21 protein-coding genes are annotated in these 21,405 nt (G+C 71.2%); all 21 read left to right on the top strand.

Features of this window, described 5'->3' with window-relative positions; translation table 11 throughout:
• The first annotated feature begins 272 nt into the window (after positions 1-272).
• Positions 273-1,547: an MFS transporter gene (locus tag ABZO29_RS24855; protein WP_367322384.1), complete on the top strand. Its 1,275-nt coding sequence runs from the start codon at positions 273-275 to the stop codon at positions 1,545-1,547.
• A gap of 340 nt (positions 1,548-1,887) precedes the next feature.
• Complete coding sequence (locus ABZO29_RS24860; RefSeq protein ID WP_367322385.1) at positions 1,888-2,547, top strand: TetR/AcrR family transcriptional regulator; 660 nt, start codon at positions 1,888-1,890, stop codon at positions 2,545-2,547.
• A 38-nt stretch (positions 2,548-2,585) separates the two neighbouring features.
• Complete coding sequence (locus ABZO29_RS24865; RefSeq protein ID WP_367322386.1) at positions 2,586-4,151, top strand: acyl-CoA carboxylase subunit beta; 1,566 nt, start codon at positions 2,586-2,588, stop codon at positions 4,149-4,151.
• Positions 4,152-4,370: 219 nt separating this feature from the next.
• Positions 4,371-4,700: a TcmI family type II polyketide cyclase gene (locus ABZO29_RS24870; protein WP_367322387.1), complete on the top strand. Its 330-nt coding sequence runs from the start codon at positions 4,371-4,373 to the stop codon at positions 4,698-4,700.
• The gene (locus ABZO29_RS24875; RefSeq protein ID WP_367322388.1) at positions 4,697-5,968 is read left to right on the top strand and encodes a beta-ketoacyl synthase; all 1,272 of its coding nucleotides are present in this window, start codon (positions 4,697-4,699) and stop codon (positions 5,966-5,968) included. The genes ABZO29_RS24870 and ABZO29_RS24875 overlap by 4 nt, the downstream gene beginning before the upstream one ends.
• Positions 5,965-7,179, top strand: coding sequence for a ketosynthase chain-length factor (locus ABZO29_RS24880; protein ID WP_367322389.1), 1,215 nt, complete (start codon positions 5,965-5,967; stop codon positions 7,177-7,179). The genes ABZO29_RS24875 and ABZO29_RS24880 overlap by 4 nt, the downstream gene beginning before the upstream one ends.
• Positions 7,180-7,206: 27 nt before the next feature.
• Complete coding sequence (locus ABZO29_RS24885; protein WP_367322390.1) at positions 7,207-7,470, top strand: acyl carrier protein; 264 nt, start codon at positions 7,207-7,209, stop codon at positions 7,468-7,470.
• A 98-nt stretch (positions 7,471-7,568) separates the two neighbouring features.
• Positions 7,569-8,354, top strand: a complete 786-nt coding sequence (gene fabG / locus ABZO29_RS24890; protein WP_367322391.1) for a 3-oxoacyl-ACP reductase FabG — start codon at positions 7,569-7,571, stop codon at positions 8,352-8,354.
• A gap of 20 nt (positions 8,355-8,374) precedes the next feature.
• A complete protein-coding gene (locus ABZO29_RS24895; protein WP_367322392.1) occupies positions 8,375-9,310 on the top strand; it encodes an aromatase/cyclase in 936 nt (311 codons plus the stop codon).
• A gap of 133 nt (positions 9,311-9,443) precedes the next feature.
• A complete protein-coding gene (locus ABZO29_RS24900) occupies positions 9,444-10,181 on the top strand; it encodes a 4'-phosphopantetheinyl transferase superfamily protein (protein ID WP_367322393.1) in 738 nt (245 codons plus the stop codon).
• Positions 10,136-11,617 carry an FAD-dependent monooxygenase gene (locus ABZO29_RS24905; protein ID WP_367322394.1) on the top strand — a complete coding sequence of 494 codons (1,482 nt, stop codon included), beginning with the start codon at positions 10,136-10,138 and terminating at the stop codon, positions 11,615-11,617. Before ABZO29_RS24900 ends, ABZO29_RS24905 begins: the two co-directional genes overlap by 46 nt.
• Positions 11,614-13,557, top strand: a complete 1,944-nt coding sequence (locus tag ABZO29_RS24910) for an SDR family oxidoreductase (RefSeq protein WP_367322395.1) — start codon at positions 11,614-11,616, stop codon at positions 13,555-13,557. Before ABZO29_RS24905 ends, ABZO29_RS24910 begins: the two co-directional genes overlap by 4 nt.
• Positions 13,558-13,612: 55 nt before the next feature.
• Positions 13,613-14,377: an SDR family oxidoreductase gene (locus tag ABZO29_RS24915; RefSeq protein ID WP_367322396.1), complete on the top strand. Its 765-nt coding sequence runs from the start codon at positions 13,613-13,615 to the stop codon at positions 14,375-14,377.
• Positions 14,374-15,579: an MFS transporter gene (locus ABZO29_RS24920; protein WP_367322397.1), complete on the top strand. Its 1,206-nt coding sequence runs from the start codon at positions 14,374-14,376 to the stop codon at positions 15,577-15,579. Before ABZO29_RS24915 ends, ABZO29_RS24920 begins: the two co-directional genes overlap by 4 nt.
• Positions 15,580-15,626: 47 nt before the next feature.
• Positions 15,627-16,658, top strand: coding sequence for a methyltransferase (locus ABZO29_RS24925; RefSeq protein WP_367322398.1), 1,032 nt, complete (start codon positions 15,627-15,629; stop codon positions 16,656-16,658).
• A 24-nt stretch (positions 16,659-16,682) separates the two neighbouring features.
• Positions 16,683-17,363 carry a hypothetical protein gene (locus ABZO29_RS24930; RefSeq protein WP_367322399.1) on the top strand — a complete coding sequence of 227 codons (681 nt, stop codon included), beginning with the start codon at positions 16,683-16,685 and terminating at the stop codon, positions 17,361-17,363.
• 39 nt (positions 17,364-17,402) lie between these two features.
• The gene (locus ABZO29_RS24935; protein ID WP_367322400.1) at positions 17,403-18,323 is read left to right on the top strand and encodes an LLM class flavin-dependent oxidoreductase; all 921 of its coding nucleotides are present in this window, start codon (positions 17,403-17,405) and stop codon (positions 18,321-18,323) included.
• 151 nt (positions 18,324-18,474) lie between these two features.
• The gene (locus tag ABZO29_RS24940; RefSeq protein WP_367322401.1) at positions 18,475-19,242 is read left to right on the top strand and encodes an SDR family NAD(P)-dependent oxidoreductase; all 768 of its coding nucleotides are present in this window, start codon (positions 18,475-18,477) and stop codon (positions 19,240-19,242) included.
• Positions 19,243-19,252: 10 nt separating this feature from the next.
• A complete protein-coding gene (locus ABZO29_RS24945; RefSeq protein ID WP_367322402.1) occupies positions 19,253-19,939 on the top strand; it encodes an antibiotic biosynthesis monooxygenase in 687 nt (228 codons plus the stop codon).
• A gap of 1 nt (position 19,940) precedes the next feature.
• A complete protein-coding gene (locus ABZO29_RS24950; protein ID WP_367322403.1) occupies positions 19,941-20,729 on the top strand; it encodes an SDR family oxidoreductase in 789 nt (262 codons plus the stop codon).
• Between the two features lie 90 nt (positions 20,730-20,819).
• Positions 20,820-21,401, top strand: a complete 582-nt coding sequence (locus tag ABZO29_RS24955) for an NADPH-dependent FMN reductase (protein WP_367322404.1) — start codon at positions 20,820-20,822, stop codon at positions 21,399-21,401.
• Positions 21,402-21,405 lie beyond the last annotated feature (4 nt).

Below are 21,405 nucleotides of genomic sequence, written 5' to 3' on the forward strand. Positions count from 1 at the left end.
ACTTGTGGTCGCCTACGGATGTGGGAACGCTATTTCGGGAATTCTCCGGGCGGCAAGAGCCGGAGGATGTCACCTGTGATACGTGACGGAATTCCATGAATTCTCGAATATACTTTTCCGGTTCCTGACGTAGATTCACGTCCGGCTGCGAAATGGACTTCCCATGACAAGGATTGACTGAGATCTGACATCGGATTCATTGACCGGCCGACCCGGGACCGAAGAGGATCTGAGGCAGAGTCCCCCGTCGTGCGCCCGAGCCCAAGGACGAGATGAGATCTCCCTTCGCCGGCACGTTCCAGTCCCTGACCGTCCGCAATTTCCGGCTGTTCGCGGCAGGACAGCTCGTCTCCGTCGCCGGCACCTGGATGATGGTCGTCGCACAGGACTGGCTCGTGCTCTCCCTGACCGGTGACTCCGGGACCGCCCTGGGCCTGGTGACCGCCCTTCAGTTCGCGCCCCTGCTGCTGCTCACCCTCTACGCGGGCGGCCTCGCCGACCGTCACGACAAACGCCGTCTGCTGATCGCCGCGAACCTCGCCTCGGGCGCACTGTCCCTGCTCCTCGGCGTCCTCGTGCTGACCGGCGGCGCCACGCTGTGGCACGTCTGTCTCTTCGCCCTCGGGCTCGGCGTCGTCAACGCGGTCGAAGTGCCCACCCGGATGTCCTTCGTCAGTGAACTCGTCGGCGCCGACCTGCTGCCCAACGCGTCCGCGCTGAGCGCCGCGTACTTCAACTGCGCGCGCGTGGCCGGCCCCGCGCTGGCCGGCCTGCTGATCGGCTGGTTCGGCACGGCGACCGTGATGCTCCTGAACGCGGTGAGCTATCTGGCGACCGTCGTCGCGCTGCGTGCGATGCGACCGGCGGAGCTGCACCGCGAGGAACGGCGGCCTCCGCGGGCGCCCGTCATGGACGGTTTACGGCATGTGGCGGCCCGCCCCGACCTGCTGCTGCCGATGGTCCTGGTGGCCGTCGTCGGCATGCTGGGCTTCAACTTCCAGCTCACCCTGCCGCTGCTCGCCAAGACGGTCTTCCACGCGGAGGCCTTCGACTTCGGCCTCCTCACCACGGCCTTCGCCGCGGGCTCGCTGCTCGCGGCATTCGTCACCACCGGCCGCCGCGGCCGGCCCCGGGCCGGCCTCGTCATCGGCTCGGCCATCGGGTTCGGCGCCCTGGAGACCTCGGCCGGGCTCGCCCCCACCTATGCGCTGGCCGTCGTGCTGCTGCTGGGCACCGGATTCGGTTCCCTCTACTTCGCGCAGGCCGCGAACCACCGCATCCAGCTGGGCACCGACCCCGCCTACCGGGGCCGGGTCATGGCTCTCTACACGCTGACCCTTCAGGGCACCACGCCCTTGGGCGCGCTCCTTGTCGGCACCCTCAGCGAACGGTTCGGCGCACGCTCCGGCCTGCTGGCGGGCGGCGCGGCCACGCTTCTCACCGCCACCGGTGTGCTCCTCGTCCAGCTCCGCGGCCGCGCCACGACCGCGCACACCGAGGAGTACGAGGAGCAGGGCACCCGGCCCGCCGAGAAGCCGGCCCGGTAGCGCGGTCGTCCGCACGAGCGCAGCTCACGCCTCCGCCCCTGCGCACGCTCCCGCGCCGGCCCCGACACCGGCGGGCGCCCCCGCGCCCCCGCACCCGCGGCGCCCCCGCACCTCGGGCGCCCCGCCACCACGTACCGCGGGCGCCCCCGCACCCGCGGCGCCCCCGCACCGCGGGCGCCCCGCCACCACGTACCGCGGGCGCCCCCGCACCCGCGGCGCCCCCGCACCGCGGGCGCCCCGTCACCCCACACCGCAGGCGCCCCCGCACCCGCAGGCGCCTCCGCGCCCGCGGCAGATCCGCATGCCCGTCAGATCCGCACCTCACACGGAGGAACGCACCATGACCATGCAGCAAGCAACCATCGCGCGCGTCCAGGCCGGTTCGGCGGAGGAGCGCCGGGACATCGTCCGGGCGGCCCGCGCCGTCTTCGCCCGTGAGGGCTGGACCCACGCAGGCGTGGCCGACATCGCTCTGGAGTGCGGTCTCGACCAGGCCACGATCACGCACTACTTCCAGGACAAGGAGCGCCTGCTGCTCACCGTCCTGCTGGAGGGCGCCGCCTCGGTGGCCGCCGCGCTGACCGTCATCGCCGAGAACCACCTCGCCGAGATCAACGACCTGGAGCAGGACCTGGTCGCGCTGGGTCACGCCTGGCTGACGCCGCTGGCCGCCTTCCCGGAGCACTTCGCCATCGTCCGTCACCTCGGCGCGGAGATCGCCACATGGCCGGCCGGTGTGGTCGAGATGTGGCGGACCGCCGGCCCCCGGCAGGCGACCCGCGAACTGGCCCGCCGCCTCGAGCGCGTCGCCGACCGGGGTCTGCTCGCCTTCGACGACTCCGACCACGCCGCCGAGCGTTTCATCCAGCTGGTCGCGGGCGGCGTCGTCCAGCGCTCCTTCCACGGTGCCCTGCCACTGGCCGACTTCGAGACCGACGCGCTCGTCACCGCCGGTGTCGCGGACTTCATCCGCCTGTACCGGCCCGGAGCCGACCGCTGACACGACTCGTCCGACGACCCACGGAGGTGGGGAACACCATGGCCACACCGCACGAGACGATCCGCGCCCGGATCGACGAGCTGACCGAGATCAAGGAGACGGCGCGGCTCGGCCCGGACCCGGCGGCCACCGAACGCCAGCACGGCAAGGGCAAGCTGACGGCTCAGGAACGGATCGCCCTGCTCCTCGACAAGGGCTCGTTCAACGAGGTGGAACCCCTGCGCCGGCACCGGGCCACCGGGTTCGGGCTGGAGAAGAAGAGGCCGTACAGCGACGGCGTGGTGACCGGCTGGGGAACCGTCCACGGCCGCACCGTCTTCGTCTACGCACACGACTTCCGGATCTTCGGCGGCGCACTCGGCGAGGCCCACGCCCAGAAGATCCACAAGATCATGGACCTGGCCGAGGCGGCGGGCGCCCCGCTGGTCTCCCTCAACGACGGGGCCGGCGCCCGTATCCAGGAGGGCGTCACCGCGCTGGCCGGCTACGGCGGCATCTTCCAGCGCAACACCCGCTCCTCCGGCGTCATCCCGCAGATCTCCGTGATGCTCGGCCCGTGCGCGGGCGGCGCCGCCTACTCCCCGGCGCTGACGGACTTCGTCTTCATGGTCCGCGAGACCTCGCAGATGTTCATCACGGGCCCCGACGTCGTCAAGGCGGTCACCGGTGAGGAGATCACCCAGAACGGTCTGGGCGGCGCCGACGTCCACGCGGGCACCTCGGGTGTCTCCCACTTCGCCTACGACGACGAGGAGGAGTGCATCGAGGACGTCCGCTATCTGCTCTCGCTGCTGCCCGCCAACAACCGTGAGCTGTCGCCCGTCGAGCGCTCCGGCGACCCCGTCGACCGGCTCAACGACGCGCTGCTCGACCTGGTCCCGGCCGCCGCCGGGCAGGCGTACGACATCCGCAAGGTGATCGAGGAAGTCGTCGACGACGGCGAGTACTTCGAGGTCCACCCGCTTTGGGCGACGAACATCGTCTGCGCGTTCGCCCGGCTCGACGGGCACGTCGTGGGCGTCGTCGCCAACCAGCCCGCCTCCATGGCCGGGGTCCTGGACATCGACGCCTCCGAAAAGGGCGCCCGTTTCGTCCAGTTCTGCGATGCGTTCAACATCCCCCTGGTCACCCTGGTCGACGTGCCCGGCTTCCTGCCCGGCGTGGACCAGGAGCACAACGGCATCATCCGGCGCGGCGCCAAGCTGCTGTACGCGTACTGCAACGCCACCGTGCCGCGCATCTCGCTGGTGCTGCGCAAGGCGTACGGCGGCGCGTACATCGTCATGGACTCCCGGTCCATCGGCGCCGACCTGGCCCTGGCCTGGCCCACCAACGAGATCGCGGTGATGGGCGCCGAGGGTGCCGCGGGCGTCATCTTCCGGCGGGAGATCAACGCCGCGGAGGACCCGGACGCGGTGCGCGAGCAGCGCATCGAGGAGTACAAGAACGAGTTGATGCACCCGTACTACGCGGCCGAGCGCGGACTGATCGACGACGTCATCGACCCGCGTGAGACCCGCTCGGTGCTGATCCGCTCCCTCGACATGCTGCGGGCCAAGCACGCGGACCTGCCGTCCCGCAAACACGGCAACGCCCCGCAGTGACTTTCCTGTACTTCTGGACGTGGATTTGAAGTAATTCCCCTTGAAACCGGGGAAGTTGCCGAAGAAGATGGATGTCAGAGTCCGGAGCTCTGTCGCTGAATTCCCTCGGCCGGATGCCCGCTCTTTCGTCCGACGCTTTCCGTCGTCGACGCCGAACTCCAATCCTCCGTACGGCTTTGTATGCCCTTTTCGGGACTGGAAAACTTGGAGAAGAATCGTATGCACAGCAACCTGATCGTGGCCAGGATGGAGCCCGGTGCGGGCGGCCAAGTGGCCGATCTCTTCCAGGCGTTCGACGCCACCGAGATGCCGCACCTGATGGGCACCCGCCGGCGTCAGCTCTTTCACTACCGCGGGCTCTACTTCCACCTCCAGGACTTCGACACGGACAACGGTGGAGCGCAGATCGAGGAAGCCAAGTCGGACCCGCGCTTCATACGGATCAGTGACGACCTGAAGCCGTTCATCGAGGCGTACGACCCGGCGACCTGGCGCTCGCCGGCCGACGCCATGGCGACCCGCTTCTACCACTGGGAGGCGAGCTCGTGACCGGCCGGCGCGTTGTCGTCACGGGTCTGGAGGTGCTGGCCCCCGGCGGAGTGGGCAGCGACGCGTTCTGGTCCCTGCTGAGCGAGGGCCGTACGGCGACCCGTGGCATCACGTTCTTCGACCCGTCGCCGTTCCGTTCCCGGGTCGCGGCCGAGATCGACTTCGATCCCGAGGCGCACGGACTGAGTCCGCAGGAGATCCGGCGGCTGGACCGCGCGGGTCAGTTCGCCGTCGTGGCCGCCCGCGGCGCCCTCGCCGACAGCGGCCTCGACCTGGAGGACCACGCCCCGCACCGCGTCGGCGTCACCGTCGGCACGGCGGTCGGCGCGACGATGGGTCTCGACGAGGAGTACCGGGTCGTCAGCGACGACGGGCGGCTGAACCTGGTCGACCACCGGTACGCGGTTCCGCACCTCTACAACCACCTGGTGCCCAGCTCGTTCGCGGCCGAGGTGGCCTGGGCCGTGGGGGCCGAGGGCGCCAACGCGGTGGTCTCCACGGGCTGCACCTCGGGCATCGACTCCATCGGATACGCCATCGAGCTGATCCGCGAGGGGTCCCTCGACGTCATGGTCGCGGGCGCCACCGACGCCCCGATCTCGCCGATCACGATGGCGTGCTTCGACGCGATCAGGGCGACCACTCCGCGGCACGACGAACCGGAGCGCGCTTCCCGCCCGTTCGACAGCACCCGCAACGGGTTCGTCCTCGGCGAGGGCTCGGCCTTCTTCGTGCTGGAGGAGCTGGAGAGCGCCCGCAGGCGGGGTGCCCGCATCTACGCGGAGATCGCCGGATACGCGACGCGCAGCAACGCCTACCACATGACCGGACTGCGCCCCGACGGCGCGGAGATGGCCGAGGCGATCCGCGTCGCGCTCGACGAGGCGCACATGAACCCGGAGCAGATCGACTACATCAACGCGCACGGCTCGGGCACCAAGCAGAACGACCGGCACGAGACCGCCGCCTTCAAGAAGAGCCTGGGCGGACACGCCTACGACACCCCGGTGAGCTCCATCAAGTCCATGGTCGGCCACTCCCTCGGTGCCATCGGTGCCATCGAGATCGCCGCGTCGACCCTGGCGATGACGCACCACGTGGTGCCGCCCACGGCGAACCTCCACGAACCCGATCCCGAATGCGATCTCGACTATGTGCCCATCACCGCCCGGGAACACAGGACGGACGCCGTGCTGACCGTCGGCAGTGGCTTCGGTGGCTTCCAGAGCGCGATGGTGCTGGCCCGGCCGGAAAGGACCGCCGCATGAGCGCCTCAGTCGTGGTGACCGGCCTGGGCGTGGTCGCGCCCAACGGGCTCGGCGCCGAGGAGTACTGGTCGGCGGCCCGCGTCGGCAAGAGCGGCATCGGGCGGATCTCCCGCTTCGACCCCACGCAGTACCCGGCCCAGCTGGCCGGAGAGATCCACGGGTTCGAGGCCGCGGAGCATCTGCCGAGCCGGCTGCTCCCGCAGACCGACCGCATGACCCGGCTCGCGCTCGTCGCCGCGGACTGGGCACTGGAGGACGCCGGGGTGCGCCCGCAGGACCTGCCCGCCTTCGACATGGGAGTGGTCACCTCCAGCGCCTCCGGCGGCTTCGAGTTCGGCCAGCGCGAGCTGGAACGGCTGTGGAGCCAGGGCAGCGAGTACGTCAGCGCGTACCAGTCCTTCGCCTGGTTCTACGCCGTCAACAGCGGCCAGATCTCCATCCGCCACGGCATGAAGGGCCCCAGCGGCGTCGTCGTCAGTGAGCAGGCCGGCGGTCTGGACTGTGTCGCCCAGGCGCGCCGCCAGGTCCGCAAGGGCACGCCCCTGGTCGTCTCCGGCTCCGTCGACGCCTCCCTGTGCCCGTGGGGATGGGTGGCCCAGATGACGAGCGGCCGGGTCACCACCCGCGACGATCCGGCCGGTGCCTATCTTCCGTTCGACCACCGGGCCTCCGGGCACGTGCCGGGCGAGGGCGGCGCCATCCTCATCCTGGAGCGGGAGGACGTCGCCCGTGCGCGCGGCGCGAAGGTGTACGGGGAGATCGCCGGCTACGGCGCCACGTTCGACCCGAAGCCGGGCAGCGGGCGTCCCCCCGCCCTGCGCAGGGCGATCGAGACCGCCCTGGAGGACGCCGGCGTCGCCGCCGGTGACGTGGACGTGGTCTTCGCCGACGGCGCGGCCGTCCCCGAGCTGGACCGGATCGAGGCCGACGCCCTGAACGAGGTCTTCGGCCGGGGTCAGGTGCCCGTCACCGTGCCCAAGACGATGACCGGAGCCCTGTACTCCGCCGCCGGCGCGCTCGACCTCGCGACGGTCTTCCTCGCGATGGAGGAGGGCCTGATCCCGCCCACCATGAACACCGACCCGGCCGACGAGTACGGCCTGGACCTCGTCGTCGGCCACCCCCGCACCCACGAGGTGCGCACCGCGCTGGTGGTGGCGCGCGGCCAGGGGGGCTTCAACTCCGCACTCGTCGTCCGATCGGCCGACTGACCCACGCCGAACCGAAAAGGAACCGCCATGGCTGAGCAGGCATTCACCCTCGACGACCTCCGCCGCATCCTCATCGAGGCGGCGGGCGCCGACGACTCCTACAACCTCGACGGGGACATCCTCGACACCGACTTCGAGGAGCTGGGCTACGAGTCCCTGGCCCTGCTGGAGACCGGCGGCCGCATTGAGCGCGAATACGGCATCTCGCTCGACGAGGAGGTGCTGAGCATCGCGAACACCCCGCGCTTGCTGATCGACGCCGTCAACAGCGGTCTCGCCGCCCTGGTCTGACCCCCGGCCGTCCGCCGGGCGGTGCCCCGGCATCGCCCGGCGGCCCGCGTCGGACCGCACCACTCGCCACCCACATCGGACCACTGGAGACGACAGACATGTCAGAAAAGGAAAAGCGGGTCGCCCTGGTCACCGGAGCCACGAGCGGGATCGGCCTCGCCGCCGCCCGGCTCCTGGCCGGGCAGGGCCACAAGGTGTTCATCGGCGCGCGCAACGCCGAGAACATCGCCTCGACCGTGAAGGAACTCCAGTTCGAGGGCCTCGAGGTCGAGGGCACGACCGTCGACGTCCGTTCCGCCGACGACGTCCGGGCCTTCGTCCGGGCCGCCGTCGACACCTTCGGGACCATCGACGTCCTGGTCAACAACGCGGGCCGCAGCGGAGGCGGCGTCACCGCCGACATCGACGACGAGCTGTGGGCGGACGTCATCGAGACCAACCTCAACAGCGTCTTCCGGATGACCCGCGAGGTGCTCAACACCGGCGGGATGCGGCGCAAGGACCGCGGCCGGATCATCAACATCGCCTCCACGGCCGGAAAGCAGGGCGTGGTGCTCGGTGCGCCGTACTCGGCCTCCAAGCACGGCGTCGTCGGGTTCACCAAGGCGCTCGGCAACGAACTGGCGCCCACCGGCATCACCGTCAACGCGGTGTGCCCCGGTTACGTGGAGACCCCCATGGCCCAGCGCGTGCGGCAGGGCTACGCCGCCGCGTACGACACCAGCGAGGCGGCCATCCTCGAGAAGTTCCAGGCCAAGATCCCGCTCGGCCGGTACTCCACCCCCGAGGAGGTGGCCGGCCTGGTGGGCTACCTGGCCTCCGACACGGCGGCCTCCATCACGGCGCAGGCGCTCAACGTCTGCGGCGGACTGGGCAACTTCTGACGACCTCGAGAGGACTGACCATGACCATCCGTGAGGTCGAGCACGAGATCACCGCGGCCGCACCGGCCGAGACGGTGTTCCGGCTGATCGCCGAGGTGGAGAACTGGCCGCGGATCTTCCCGCCGACCATCCACGTCGAGCACGCGGAGCGCGGTGAGCGGGAGGAGCGCATCCAGATCTGGGCGACCGCCAACGGCGAGCCCAAGAACTGGACTTCGCGCCGCACCCTGGACCGCGACAACCTGCGGATCGACTTCCGCCAGGAGGTGTCCACGCCTCCGGTGGCGGCCATGGGCGGCGCCTGGATCATCGAGCCCGTCTCGACGACCGAGTCGAGGATCCGGCTGCTGCACGACTACCGGGCGGTGGACGACGACCCCGGCCACCTCGCGTGGATCGACGAGGCCGTCGACCGCAACTCGCGATCCGAGCTGGCCGCCCTGCGTACCAACGTCGAACGCGCCCACGCCGAGGCCGAACTCACCTTCTCCTTCGAGGACTCCGTCCACATCGACGGAGCGGCCAAGGACGTCTACGACTTCATCAACGAGGCGCAGCTGTGGTCCGAGCGGCTGCCGCACGTGGCCACGGTGCGGCTGACCGAGGACACCCCCGGGCTCCAGACCCTGGAGATGGACACCCGCGCCCAGGACGGCTCCGTCCACACCACCAAGTCGTACCGGGTGACGTTCCCGCACCACAAGATCGCCTACAAGCAGGTGACCCTGCCGGCGCTCATGACGCTGCACACCGGCTACTGGACGTTCACCGAGACCGAGACCGGCGTCACGGCGTCCTCCCAGCACACCGTGACACTCAACACCGAGAACATCGCCCGGATCCTCGGCGAGGACGCCACCGTCGCCGACGCCCGCGCGTATGTGCACAACGCGCTGAGCACCAACAGCAGGGCCACGCTCGGCCACGCGAAAGCCCATGCCGAGGCGGGGCGCTGAACCTGGTGGTGCACGACGGGCGGTCGAGCACCCGCGGCGTCCTCTGATCCCGGTACTCCGCGAGGCACCGGAACTCTCGCTGTGGCTGCTGCGCCCACCGTCTCCGGACAGCGCCGCCGCGGCCCGTCTTGCGGTGAGCGAGCTCGACGACTCGGAAGTGCGCCGGGCCGAACTGTTCGTGCGGCCCAAGGACCGGGTGCAGTACCTGTCGGCGCACATCGCGCTGCGCCGGATCCTCGCGGCGTCCACGGGATACCCGCCCGGGCTGTTGCGTCTGGGCCGGGAAGCCGGCCCGGTGCGCTCGCTGCGCACGAGCCGGCCCGTTCTGCGGCATCCGCCGGTCCCGGTCCACTTCTCGCTCTCGCACAGTCATGGGCTGATCCTGATCGGCACGGCGGCCACGGCCGTCGGCGTGGATGTGCAGCGCACGCCGACGATCGAGGCGGTGCAGGTGTGCGGGCCCGCACTGCATCCGGCGGAGTGGCGTGAACTCCTCGCCCTTCCCGAAGCGCGACGACCGGTCACCTTCGCGCAGCTGTGGACCCGCAAGGAGGCGTACCTGAAGGGTCTGGGGACGGGGCTGGGCCGCAGACCCGCCCTCGACTACCTGGGCGTCGGAACCGACGCCGACGCCCCGCCCGGCCCGCCCGGCTGGATCGTGCGGGACGTGCCGGCCGGGCCGCATCACGCTGCCGCCGCCGCCCTGGCCGTCCCCGCGGAACCGCTCATCACGCTGCGCACGCTGCCGGTTGCGTGCCTGTACGACGGCGAAGCCGGACTGCCGCTGTCCGCGGCTCCGCTAATGGCTCTGAGAAGGAGAGGTTCATGGACGCTTCGGTGGTCGTTGTTGGAGCGGGACCCGCCGGGCTGATGCTCGCCGGGGAGCTCCGGCTGGCGGGGATCGACGTCACGGTGCTGGAACGGCATCCCGGGCGCACCGGGGAGTCCCGGGGGATCGGCCTGACCATCGGCACCATGGAGGTGTTCGACCAGCGCGGACTCCTCCGCCGGCTCGGTGAGTACGAGACCGGCGGCATGGGTCACTTCGGTGGCCTGCCGCTGGACATGAGTGTCCTCGGGGCGGCGCACGAAGCGGCCCGCACGGTCCCGCAGTCGGTGACCGAGGAAGCCCTCGAGGCCTGGGCGGGCGAACTCGGCGCCGACATTCGGCGCGGGCACGAGTTCCTGTCGTACGACGAAACGGGCGACGGCGTGACGGTCACGGTGCGCCACCCGGGCGGTGAGGAGCGGATCCGGGCCCGCTATCTCGTCGGCTGCGACGGCGGACGCAGCTCGGTGCGCAAGGCGGCCGGGTTCGACTTCCCCGGCACCGCCGCCACGACCGAGATGCTGCTGGCCGATCTGCGCGGTGTCGAGCTGGCGCCGCGCATGACCGGCCAGCAGGTCGGCGGCGGGTTCGTGATGGTCGCGAAACTGGCCGGCGGGATCCACCGGATCATCGTCGGTGAGCACGGGATCCCGCCGCAGCGGCGCACCGGGCCCCCCGCCTTCGCCGAGGTCGCCGATCTGTGGAAACGGCTCACGGGCAGCGACATCTCGCACGCGGAGCCGGTCTGGGTCAGCGCCTTCGGCAACGCCGCCCGGCAGGTCACCGAGTACCGGCGCGGCCGTGTCCTGCTGGCCGGCGACTCCGCCCATGTGCATCTGCCCGCGGGCGGCCAGGGCATGAACACCAGCGTCCAGGACTCCCACAACCTCGGCTGGAAGCTGGCGGCGGTGCTGCACGGCGACGCGCCCGAGGAACTGCTCGACACGTACCACTCCGAGCGCCACGAGGTGGGCCGGGCGCTGCTCGCCAACACCCGGGCACAGAGCCTGCTGGTGCTGGGCGGCGAGGAGGCCCAGCCGCTGCGCGACGTCCTGGCCGAGCTGATCCGGTACCCCGACGTCGCCCGCCACCTGGCGGCCAAGGCCAGCGGCCTGGACATCCGTTACGACGTCGGCGGCGGCCGCAGCCCGCTGCTCGGACGTCGGCTCCCGCACCTGAGGGTGACGTCGGGCAGCGGCGCCACGAGCAGTACGGCACTGCTGCGCTCGGGGCGAGGTGTGCTCCTCGACCTCGACGACAACGCCGTACTGCGCCGCCGCGCCCAGGCCTGGCGGGACCGCGTCGACATCGTGACCGCGACCCCGGACGCCCTGCCCGAGGACAGCCCCCTGGCGGGCACGACCGCGGTGCTGCTGCGCCCGGACGGCTACGTCGCCTGGGCCGCGCCCGGCAGCCACCACGACCTGAACACGGCTCTGACCCGCTGGTTCGGGCCGGGGCTCGGACAGCGCCGATGACCCGCACCGATGTGGTGGTCGTCGGCGCCGGGCCCGTGGGGCTGTTCCTCGCGGCCGAGCTGCGGGCGGGCGGTGCGCGGGCCGTCGTACTGGAGCGGCTGACGGAGCCGACCGGGGAGTCGCGGGCATCGGTCCTGCACGCGCGGACCATGGAGATCTTCGCCGACCGCGGCTTCCTGCCCCGGCTCGGTGAGCTGCCCGCCCTGGGGCCGGGCCACTTCGGCGGGCTGCGCCTCGATCTCGCGGAAGCCGACGCCGACCATCCGTACGCCGGTCAATGGGAGTGCATCCAGCACCACTTGGAGGCCGAGCTCCAGTCCTGGGCGCTCGGCCTGGGCGCCGAGATCCGGCGCGGTCACACCGTGCTCGGGCTGCGGCAGACGGACGACGGCGTGCGCGTCGAGGTGCGCGGGCCGGACGATCAGACGTACGAGCTCACGGCCGCCTATGCCGTCGGCTGCGACGGCGAGGACAGCACCGTGCGCGAACTCGGCGGCTTCGAGTTCGCAGGACGCGACGCCGACAAGGTGATGCTGCGCGCCGACGTCGCCGGCATCGACATCGCCAACCGGCGCCTGAAGCGGTACGCCGGCGGAATCGCGACCGCCTACCGCAGGCCCGACGGCACCACCCGGCTGATGGTCCACCGGTTCGGCGCGCAGCCGTCCGGCGACGTGACGTTCGAGCAGGTCGCCGACGCCTGGGCGGCCGTGACGGGCGAGGACATCGGCGACGGGCGGGCCCTGTGGCTCAACCGGTTCGGCAACGCCTCCCGGCAGGTCACCGAGTACCGGCGGGGCCGGGTGCTGCTCGCCGGCGACGCCGCGCACCGCCAGATGCCGGTCGGCGGGCAGGCCGTCAACCTGGGTCTCCAGGACGCGGCGGCCCTCGGCCGCCCCCTCGCCGACGTGGCCGGCGGACGAGCCCGGCCCGCGCTGCTCGACTCCTACCACGCCGAGCGTCATCCGGTGGGGGCGCGCACCCTGGCCAACATCCAGGCGCAGGCCCAGCTGCTGTTCGGCAGCGACGAGGTCACCGCGCTGCGCGACGTCTTCGGCGAGCTGCTGGAGTCCGCCGCCGTCCGCCGTCACCTCGCCCGCATGATCAGCGGCCTCGACGTGCCGGTGCCGCCCCGGCCGCACACCCCGCACACCCACCAACCCGGAAGGTCAACCGTGGACAGGCTCACCGACAAGACGGCCCTCGTGACCGGTTCCAGTCGAGGCATCGGCAGGGCGACGGCGATCCGTCTCGCCCGCGAGGGCGCGCTGGTCGCGGTGCACTACACGGCCAACGAGCAGGCGGCCGACGAGACCGTCGAGCTCATCGAGAAGGAGGGCGGCAGCGCCTTCAAGGTCCGCGCGGAACTCGGCGTCCCCGGTGACGTGCACGAGCTGTTCCTGGGTCTCGAACGGGGCCTCAAGGAGCGCACCGGCGAGACCCGCCTCGACATCCTGGTCAACAACGCCGCCGTGACCTCGACGGGTTCGGCGCCGGAGGACCTCACCCCCGAGGAGTTCGACCGCTACTTCGCCGTGAACGCGAAGGCACCGTACTTCCTCGTGCAGCGCGCCCTCGAGCAGATGCCGAGCGGCGGCCGCATCATCAACATCACCACGGGCGTCACGCGCACCTCCGTCCCCGACCAGGTCGCCTACGCCATGACCAAGGGCGCGATCGAACAGCTCACCTTCCAGCTGGCCCGCCTCCTCGCGCCGCGCGGCATCACGATCAACAGCGTGGCGCCGGGCATCACCGACAACGGCGGCGCGATCTTCGACAACCCGCAGGCCGTCGAGGCGATGGCCAGGTTCTCGGCCTTCAACCGGGTCGGCGAGCCCGGCGACGTCGCCGACGTCATCACCTTCCTGACGACCGAAGAGGCGCGCTGGATCACCGGCGCCTTCATCGACGCCACCGGCGGCACGCTGCTCGGCTGAGACCGACCGGTCCGAACCGTCCGCGCCCCGACCCAACCAGTGTGAGAGGGAATCCATGTCCGCCGACACCGCGCGCATCGCCGTCGTCACCGGAGCCAACAAGGGCATCGGCCGGGAAATCGTCCGGCAGCTCGCCGAACGCGGCCTGACCGTCTATCTGGGGGCCCGCGACGAGGAGCGGGGCAGTGCAGCCGAGAGCGAGCTGCGCGCCGACGGCCTCGACGTGAGGTTCCTGCACCTCGACGTCACGGACGAGACATCCGTCGCGCTCGCCGCCAAGCGGCTGACGGACGAAGAGGGTGTCCTGCACGTCCTGGTCAACAACGCCGGCATCGGCGGGCCCATGCTGCCTCCCAGCGAGACCCCCGCCGAGCAGGTGCGCACGGTCTACGAGACCAACGTCTTCGGCGTCATCACCGTGACGAACGCCCTGCTGCCCCTGCTGCGCCGGGCGCCGTCCGCCCGGATCGTCAACGTCAGCAGCGCGATCGGCTCGCTCTCGGCGGCCGCCGCGAACCTCGACCCGACGGGGGTGCACCCGCCCGGCGAGTTCCCGGTCATGCTGTCGTACGCCACCTCGAAGAGCGCACTCAACGCGGTCACCCTGACCTACGCCAACGAACTGCGCGGCACCGGCATCCTCGTCAACGCGGCCTCCCCGGGCTTCGTGGCCACGGACATCAACGGGCACCACGGCCATCTCACCACCGAGCAGGGCGCGCACATCCCCGTGCTGCTCGCGACCCTCGACGACGACGGGCCCACCGCCACCTTCCTGGGCGAGGACGGAACGCCCGAGGGCCAGGTGCTGGACTGGTGACCGCGACCGTCGTCGACGTCCCCGCCGGACGGGAACGCTGGGACGCCCGGCAGTGGGCCCGGCTGCTGGTGCTGTCCGGCAACATGCTGCTGGACGCCGTCGAGGTGTCCGTCGTGCTCATCGCGCTGCCCGCGATCGCCGGCCGGTTCGGCCTGACGCCGTGGGACGCCCAGTGGCTGATGAGCGGCTTCGCGCTCGGCTTCGCCGCACTGCTGCTGTCCGGCCCCGTCCTGTGCGCCCGCATCGGACGGCGACGGGCCTACCTGGGGGCGATGCTGCTGTTCGGCCTGGTCTCCGTGGCGGGCGGACTCGTCGCGGGCCCGGCGCTCCTCGTCGTCGTCCGTGTGGTCAAGGGCTGCTGCGCGGCCCTGACCGCACCGACCGGCCTCGCCATCATCAACGACCTCTTCCCCGAAGGGCCGCAGCGGCGGCGGGCGTTGTCGGTCTACTCGCTCTTCGGCGCGGCCGGTTTCACCGCCGGCCTGCTGCTCGCGGGCGCGTTGCTGGAGACGAGCTGGCGCTGGGTCTTCGTCTTCCCCGCGCCGATCGCCCTGGTGCTGCTCGTGGCGGGGGCGTTCGTGCTGCCGCGCGAGCAGGGCGGCGACCCGCCACGACTGCCGAGCCCCGCTCTCCTGAAACGGGGCTCGCTGGCGCGCTCCGCGCTGGGCGCCGCCTCGCTCAACGGCACGTACCAGGCGCTGCTCGTGCTGATGGTCTTCCAGATGGCGGGGGAGTTCGGCTGGTCGCCCTGGCAGTCCGCGCTCGCCCTGCTGCCCGCCTGCGTCCCGCTGGCGCTGACCGTGCCGTTCGCGGGCCGGCTCATCGCCCGCTACGGCAGCCGCCCGCTCATCACGCTCGGCGCTCTGTTCCCGCTGCTCGGCTACGTCCACTACCTGGCCAGGCCCGAGAGCGGCTCGTACGCCCTCGGCATGCTGCCGTCCCTGCTGCTGGTCGAGGCCGGGTTCTGCTGTGCGTTCGTCGCGCTGAACTCGCAGGCGACGGCGGGGCTCGACGCGGCGGACCGGAGCGCGGCCGTCCCGCTCTACCAGGCGAGCGTGCAGCTCGGCGCCGCCGCCCTGCTGCCGCTCGTCACCCTGCTCATGACCCGGGGCCCACGGCCCGCACTGTCCCTCGTCACGGCAGTCGGCGCGCTCGGCCTCGTCACCGCGCTCGCCCGGCGCCGTCCGCGCACCGCCGCGTGACCCGCGTACTCACTCCAGCTCCCACCCACTCAAGGAGGCCTCACGCCATGGCTGTCGACACGCCCGAGAGCAACGTCAACCCCGGCCCGATCATGGGTCTGATCCTCGGCTCCTGGCAGTCGCGGATCCTGCTCGCGGCCGTCGAGCACGACCTGTTCACCGAACTGTCCAAGGGCCCGGCTTCGACCGCGGAGCTCGCGAAGCGCCTCGGTCTCGTCGAGCGCGGCCTCAACGACCTGCTCGCCGGGCTGCTCCACCTCGGCCTGCTGGAGTCCGCCGACGGAGGGTTCACCAACGCCCCCGTCAGCGACGCGTTCCTGGTCAAGGGCCGCCCCGCCTACCTCGGCGGCTATCTGCACTTCTGCGAGCAGGAGCTGAACCCGGCGTGGAACGGCCTGGCCGACTCGCTGCGCACCGGTAAGCCGCAGAACCAGGCCGCGGTCATCGGCAACCCGTACGACTCGCTGTACGCGGACGCCGAGGCCACCGACGGCTTCCTGGACAGCATGGACCTGCTGAACGCGCCGATCGCCGGGGCGCTGAGCCGCTTCGACTGGAGCGAGTACACCTCCTTCGTCGACATCGGCGGCGCGCGGGGCAACTTCGCCCACCAGGTGGTCACCCACAACCCCCACCTGAAGGGCGGGGTGTTCGACCTGCCGCCCCTGGAGCCCGCCTTCAAGCGGCACATGGACCGGCTCGGCGACACCGCTTCCCCGGTCACCTTCCACGGCGGCGACTTCTTCAAGGACGACCTCCCCAAGGCCGACGTGCTCGTCTTCGGCCACGTGCTGCACAACTGGGGCGTGGAGGACCGCATCACGCTGCTGAAGAGGGCGTACGACGCGCTCGAGCCGGGCGGTGCCGTGTTCGTCTACGACCCGATGGCGGGCGGGCAGCAGCCGTCGATGCACGGGGCACTGGCCGGTCTCACCATGCTCGTCTGGTCGCGGGGCGGCCACGAGTACACCGCCGACGAACTGCACGGCTGGCTGCGCGAGGCCGGCTTCTGGCCGGAGACCGTCGAGGTCGAGGGCCTGCACGACGACGTCCTGGTCATCGGCCGCAAGGCCGAGTAGCCCACAAGACCCGAGGAGTTGACGATGTCCATCGCGTCGGACGTCCGGCCGTCCATCGGCCGCCCGGACGTCACCACAGCACTGGTAGAGGAAGTCGTCTTCGGCGATCCCGGACGACTCGAGGCCACCACGGCCGCGGTCGTCGCGCACTGGGAGTCCGCCGAGTGGCCCGAGGGCCTGGTGGCCCTGTCCCTGTTCACCGGCACCGACGGCACGTCGCTGCTGACCTACGCCCAGTGGTCCTCGGACGCCGGGTCGGAGGAGGTCCTGCGCAAGGCGTACGACGCTCTGCGGCCCGACTGGCGGGCGCTGGGCCACGAGCCGGGCGAGCCCCGGGCGTTCCAGCTGTACCGGAGGGTGCAGCCCACCGTGCTGCCCGACCCGCTGCCGCCCGTCGGGTGCTACCCCGCCGCCTTCTTCTCCATGAACGGCGGCGACACGGCACGCGCCTGGGTGGACGGACTGCTCGGCACCGAGGAGAAGACCGTGGGCGAGGACCGCGCCTACCCGGGCGCGATCGCCGCCAACTTCCATGTCTCCTCGGACGACTCCGGGATCTTCCTGCTGTCCGAGTGGGCCTCGGAGGCCGAGGCGCTCGTGCACATCAAGGCGGAGATCGAGCCGCTCCTGGAGTACATGGGGCAGGCCGAGGCCGGAGCGGGCCGCCGCTACGGCTTCCACACGACGGTTTCCGTGGCCGGCTGAGCGGTCGCGGGACACATGAACGAAGCGAAGGACAGCACATTGTCTCCACACGAGGTCGTCTTCGGCTTCGGTGCGCACAGCACCGTCGGCGAGGCACAGGACCTGCTCGGCATGGCCCAACTGGCCGACCGCGAGGGGCTCGACCTCTTCTCCCTCTCGGACCACCCGTACATCGGGGTGCGCCTGGACGCGTACGCCACCGTCGGATTCGTCGTCGGACGCACCCGGCGCCTCGCCGGATTCGCGAACGTCAGCAACGTGCCGCTCAGGCCCCCCGCCATGCTGGCCCGTACGGTGACGACGCTGTCGGCGCTCTCCGGCGGCCGCGTCGTGCTCGGCTTCGGCGCCGGCGGACTGTGGGAACGCATCGCCGACATGGGCGCGCAGCCGCTCACGCCCGGCGAGGCCGTGGAGGCCTTCGAAGAGGCGATCGTCCTCGTCAAGAAGCTGTCCGGCGGCGGGCCGCCGGTCACCTTCCAGGGCCGTCACCACCGGGTGAACCGGATCGACCCCGCCCCGGTGCCCGCGCCCCCGGTGTGGACCGGGTCGGTCGGCCGGAAGTCCCTGGCCGCCACCGGCCGGGTGGCCGACGGCTGGATCCCCGGTCACGCGGCGGACTGGCTCAGCCCGCGCTACCGGGAGTCGCGGCCGGTCATCGACGAGGCGGCGGCGAGCGTGGGCCGTGACCCGAGCGAGGTCCGCACCGTCTTCAACTTCCCCGGTCTGATCACCGACCGGCCGCTGGCCGCCACCCGCGACCAGGACGGCCGCTGGATCGGCGGCAGCGTCGAGCAGTGGGTGGAGGAGCTGACCGGAGCGGTCCTCGAACACGGGGCGTCGGGCTTCATGCTCTTCTCGCCCCGCGGCGGCACCCCGGACATCACCTCCCTCGGCCGCTGGGCCGGCCAGATCGTCCCGGCGATCCGCGAGGCCGTCGCCAAGCACCGGGCGTTCCGCTGAACGAGCGGTACGGACACCGCGGGCTGTCCGTGGCTGGTCGCGCAGTCTGCCCGCCCCTGCGGGGCGCGGGGGCAGACCGGACTCTGCCGCACCCGCTCAGAGATCTCTCACATTCCCAGATCCCGAATTCCCAGATCCCGAAGGGTTATCAATGAGCAGGCTGGAGAACAAGACGGCGCTGGTCACCGGCGCCAGCCGGGGCATCGGACGGGGCATCGCGCTCCGGCTCGCCAAGGACGGTGCCGTCGTCGCGGTGAACTACTCCAACAACGAGGCCGCGGCGAAGGAGACCGTGGCCCTCATCGAGGAGGCCGGCGGCCGTGCCTTCACCGTGCAGGCGAGCCTGGGCGAGCCGGGCGCGGTGGAGAAGCTGCTGGACGGGGTGAAGGCCGGGCTGGCCGAGCTGACCGGTGCCACGACGCTGGACATCCTGGTGAACAACGCCGCCGCCACCGGATTCGCGGGTGCGGGGCCGAGCTCGGTCACCGAGGAGATCCTCGACAACTGCTACAACATCAACGCCAAGGCACCGTTCCTGCTCATCCAGAAGGCGCTGGAGCTGATCCCCGACGGCGGACACATCGTCAACGTCTCCTCCGGTGTCACGCACTCCGCGTTCCCGATCCAGATCGCGTACGCGATGAGCAAGGCCGCCCTGGAGCAGATCACGCTGCACATGGCCCCGGTGCTGGCCCCCCGGAACATCACCATCAACACGGTGGCCCCCGGCATCACGGACAACGGCGACCCGGTGTTCGAGGACCCGGAGGCGGTCAAGCAGATGTCCGCCCTGTCGGTGTTCAACCGGGTCGGTGAGGTCTCCGAGGTCGCCGACGTCGTCGCGTTCGTGGCCTCCGACGAGGCCCGGTGGATGACCGGTTCGTTCGTCGACGCCACCGGCGGCACCCTACTCGGCTGAGGAGCACGGCATGCGCAACGAGATTCAGTCGGCGGTGGGCTTCGCCCACGCCAAGCCGGAGAAGGCGGCGGAGCTGGGCGACCTGCTCGTCTCCTTCGCCGAACGGTCGCGGAACGAGGAGGGCTGCCTGGGCAGTTGGATCAACCAGGACGCGAGCGACCCCGACCTCTTCGTCTTCTACGAGATCTGGGAGACGCGCAAGGACCTGGCCCGCCACCTCGCACAGCCGTACATGAAGGAATTCCTGGCCGGCCGGGCGGAGTACCTGGAAAAGGAGCTGGAGGTGCGCCAGCTGCACCTCACCGGCCCGGCTGTCGAGGCCGCGGACACCGCGGTGCCCGCCGACCCGGCGGAGATGAACCAGCGGTACCTGGACGCCTACGCCGCGCGGGACGTGGACGCGATCATGGCCGTGTACGCGCCGGGTGCCGCGGCGGTCTGGGAGCCCGGCAAGGCGGTCAGCGGCGCCGAACACCGGGAGGCCGTCGCCGAGTTCCTCAAGCGTGAGCCGAAGCTCTCGGCGAAGGTGAGCGAGAGCTACGTCGTCGGCGACACCGCCGCGCTTGTCGTCGACTGGAGCATCGAGGTGCCGGGATCGCCGGAGACGACCGGCACCGGACGCGGGCTCGACGTCCTGAAGAAGAACGCCCGTGGCGAGTGGCGTTACGTCATCACCAACCCGTTCGGGAGCCTGTGACATGAGGATCGAAGGCAGTGTCGCCGTGGTCACCGGTGCCGCGAGCGGCATCGGCAAGGCGATCGCGGAGCAGCTGAGCCTCGCCGGCGCCCGTGGGGTCGTCGTCTCCGACATCGACGCCGAGGGCGCCGAGAAGGTGGCCGCCGGCATCGGCGAGAACGCGCTCGCGGTGCGGGCCGACGTCGCCGACGAGGCGTCGATACAGGCACTGGTCGAGCGCGCCCGTGAACGCTTCGGTGACGTCGACCTGTTCGTCTCCAACGCGGGTCTGACCGTGACGGGCAGCTTCGACGCTCCGGACGAGGACTGGAAGCGCGCGATGATCGTCAACATGATGTCGCACGTGTACGCGGCGCGTGCGGTGCTCCCGGCGATGCTGGAGAAGGGCCGGGGCCATCTGCTGCAGACGATCGCCGCCTGCGGTGTCCTGACCGCGTTCGGCGCGGCGCCGTACTCGGTCGCCAAGCAGGGCGCCGTGGCGTTCGCCGAGTATCTCGCCGTCGAGTACGGCGACCGGGGCATCGGCGTCTCGTGCCTGCTGCCGCAGGCGGTCAACACCCCGATGCTGGCCGCCAGTGTCAGCAGCAACGAGCAGCTCGCCCTGCTGAAGGAGAACTCCGAGGTCCTGGAGCCCGAGGAGGTGGCGAAGGCCGCGCTCGCCGGCATCGAGGAGAACCGGATGCACATCTTCACGCACCGGGGATCGGCCGACTCCTTCCGCCTGCGGGCCGACGACGCCGACAAGTGGGTTGCGCAGATGCGCGCGATCCGCAGCGGCGGCCGCCCCTGACACCTGACCGGGACGACCGTCACCACGGGTGCGGGGCGCGTGCGACGCGCCCCGCACCCGTTCTGTCGCTTCTCCACAGGAAGGAAAGTCATGTCCGAGGAAAAACTGCGGCTGGCCGTGATCATCGGTTCGTCCCGTGAGGGCCGCACCGGCCCGGCCGTCGCGCGCTGGTTCGTCGAGGAGGCCGAGTCCTGTGCGATGTACGACGTCGACGTCCTGGACCTGGCCGACGTGGAACTGCCGCTGTCGCTGACGCGGGCTCCCGGGGGCGGGTCCGCGGAGCTGCTCGCCGGCGTCGGCGGACGCCTGGGTGCGGCGGACGCGTTCGTCGTGATCACTCCGGAGTACAACCACAGCTTCACCGCACCGATGAAGAACCTGATCGACTGGCACCGCACCCAGTGGCAGGCCAAGCCGATCGGCTTCGTCTCCTACGGCGGACTCTCCGGCGGCCTGCGGGCCGTGGAGCAGCTGCGTCAGGTGTTCGCCGAGCTGCACGCGACCACGATCCGGGACACCGTCAGCTTCCACGGTGTCTGGCAGCACATCGGCGAGGACGGCTCGCTGCGCGCGCCGGACGCCGCGGTCCCCGCGAAGGTCATGCTCGAGAAGCTCCAGTGGTGGGCGGCCGCGCTCAGGGACGCCCGTACCAGGCGCCCGTACGCCGCCTGAGGGG

This window comes from Streptomyces sp. HUAS ZL42, assembly GCF_040782645.1.
In the GTDB taxonomy this organism is placed as follows: Bacteria; Actinomycetota; Actinomycetes; order Streptomycetales; family Streptomycetaceae; genus Streptomyces.

Excerpts from the sequence above, each read along its gene's own strand:
- ABZO29_RS24870 (WP_367322387.1), top strand. The coding sequence starts at position 4,371 with ATGCACAGCAACCTGATCGTGGCCAGGATGGAGCCCGGTGCGGGCGGC.
- ABZO29_RS24880 (WP_367322389.1), top strand. The coding sequence starts at position 5,965 with ATGAGCGCCTCAGTCGTGGTGACCGGCCTGGGCGTGGTCGCGCCCAAC.
- ABZO29_RS24860 (WP_367322385.1), top strand. The coding sequence starts at position 1,888 with ATGACCATGCAGCAAGCAACCATCGCGCGCGTCCAGGCCGGTTCGGCG.
- ABZO29_RS24910 (WP_367322395.1), top strand. The coding sequence starts at position 11,614 with ATGACCCGCACCGATGTGGTGGTCGTCGGCGCCGGGCCCGTGGGGCTG.
- ABZO29_RS24945 (WP_367322402.1), top strand. The coding sequence starts at position 19,253 with ATGCGCAACGAGATTCAGTCGGCGGTGGGCTTCGCCCACGCCAAGCCG.
- ABZO29_RS24865 (WP_367322386.1), top strand. The coding sequence starts at position 2,586 with ATGGCCACACCGCACGAGACGATCCGCGCCCGGATCGACGAGCTGACC.
- ABZO29_RS24855 (WP_367322384.1), top strand. The coding sequence starts at position 273 with ATGAGATCTCCCTTCGCCGGCACGTTCCAGTCCCTGACCGTCCGCAAT.
- ABZO29_RS24915 (WP_367322396.1), top strand. The coding sequence starts at position 13,613 with ATGTCCGCCGACACCGCGCGCATCGCCGTCGTCACCGGAGCCAACAAG.
- fabG (WP_367322391.1), top strand. The coding sequence starts at position 7,569 with ATGTCAGAAAAGGAAAAGCGGGTCGCCCTGGTCACCGGAGCCACGAGC.
- ABZO29_RS24955 (WP_367322404.1), top strand. The coding sequence starts at position 20,820 with ATGTCCGAGGAAAAACTGCGGCTGGCCGTGATCATCGGTTCGTCCCGT.
- ABZO29_RS24950 (WP_367322403.1), top strand. The coding sequence starts at position 19,941 with ATGAGGATCGAAGGCAGTGTCGCCGTGGTCACCGGTGCCGCGAGCGGC.
- ABZO29_RS24940 (WP_367322401.1), top strand. The coding sequence starts at position 18,475 with ATGAGCAGGCTGGAGAACAAGACGGCGCTGGTCACCGGCGCCAGCCGG.
- ABZO29_RS24905 (WP_367322394.1), top strand. The coding sequence starts at position 10,136 with ATGGACGCTTCGGTGGTCGTTGTTGGAGCGGGACCCGCCGGGCTGATG.
- ABZO29_RS24885 (WP_367322390.1), top strand. The coding sequence starts at position 7,207 with ATGGCTGAGCAGGCATTCACCCTCGACGACCTCCGCCGCATCCTCATC.
- ABZO29_RS24930 (WP_367322399.1), top strand. The coding sequence starts at position 16,683 with ATGTCCATCGCGTCGGACGTCCGGCCGTCCATCGGCCGCCCGGACGTC.
- ABZO29_RS24925 (WP_367322398.1), top strand. The coding sequence starts at position 15,627 with ATGGCTGTCGACACGCCCGAGAGCAACGTCAACCCCGGCCCGATCATG.
- ABZO29_RS24895 (WP_367322392.1), top strand. The coding sequence starts at position 8,375 with ATGACCATCCGTGAGGTCGAGCACGAGATCACCGCGGCCGCACCGGCC.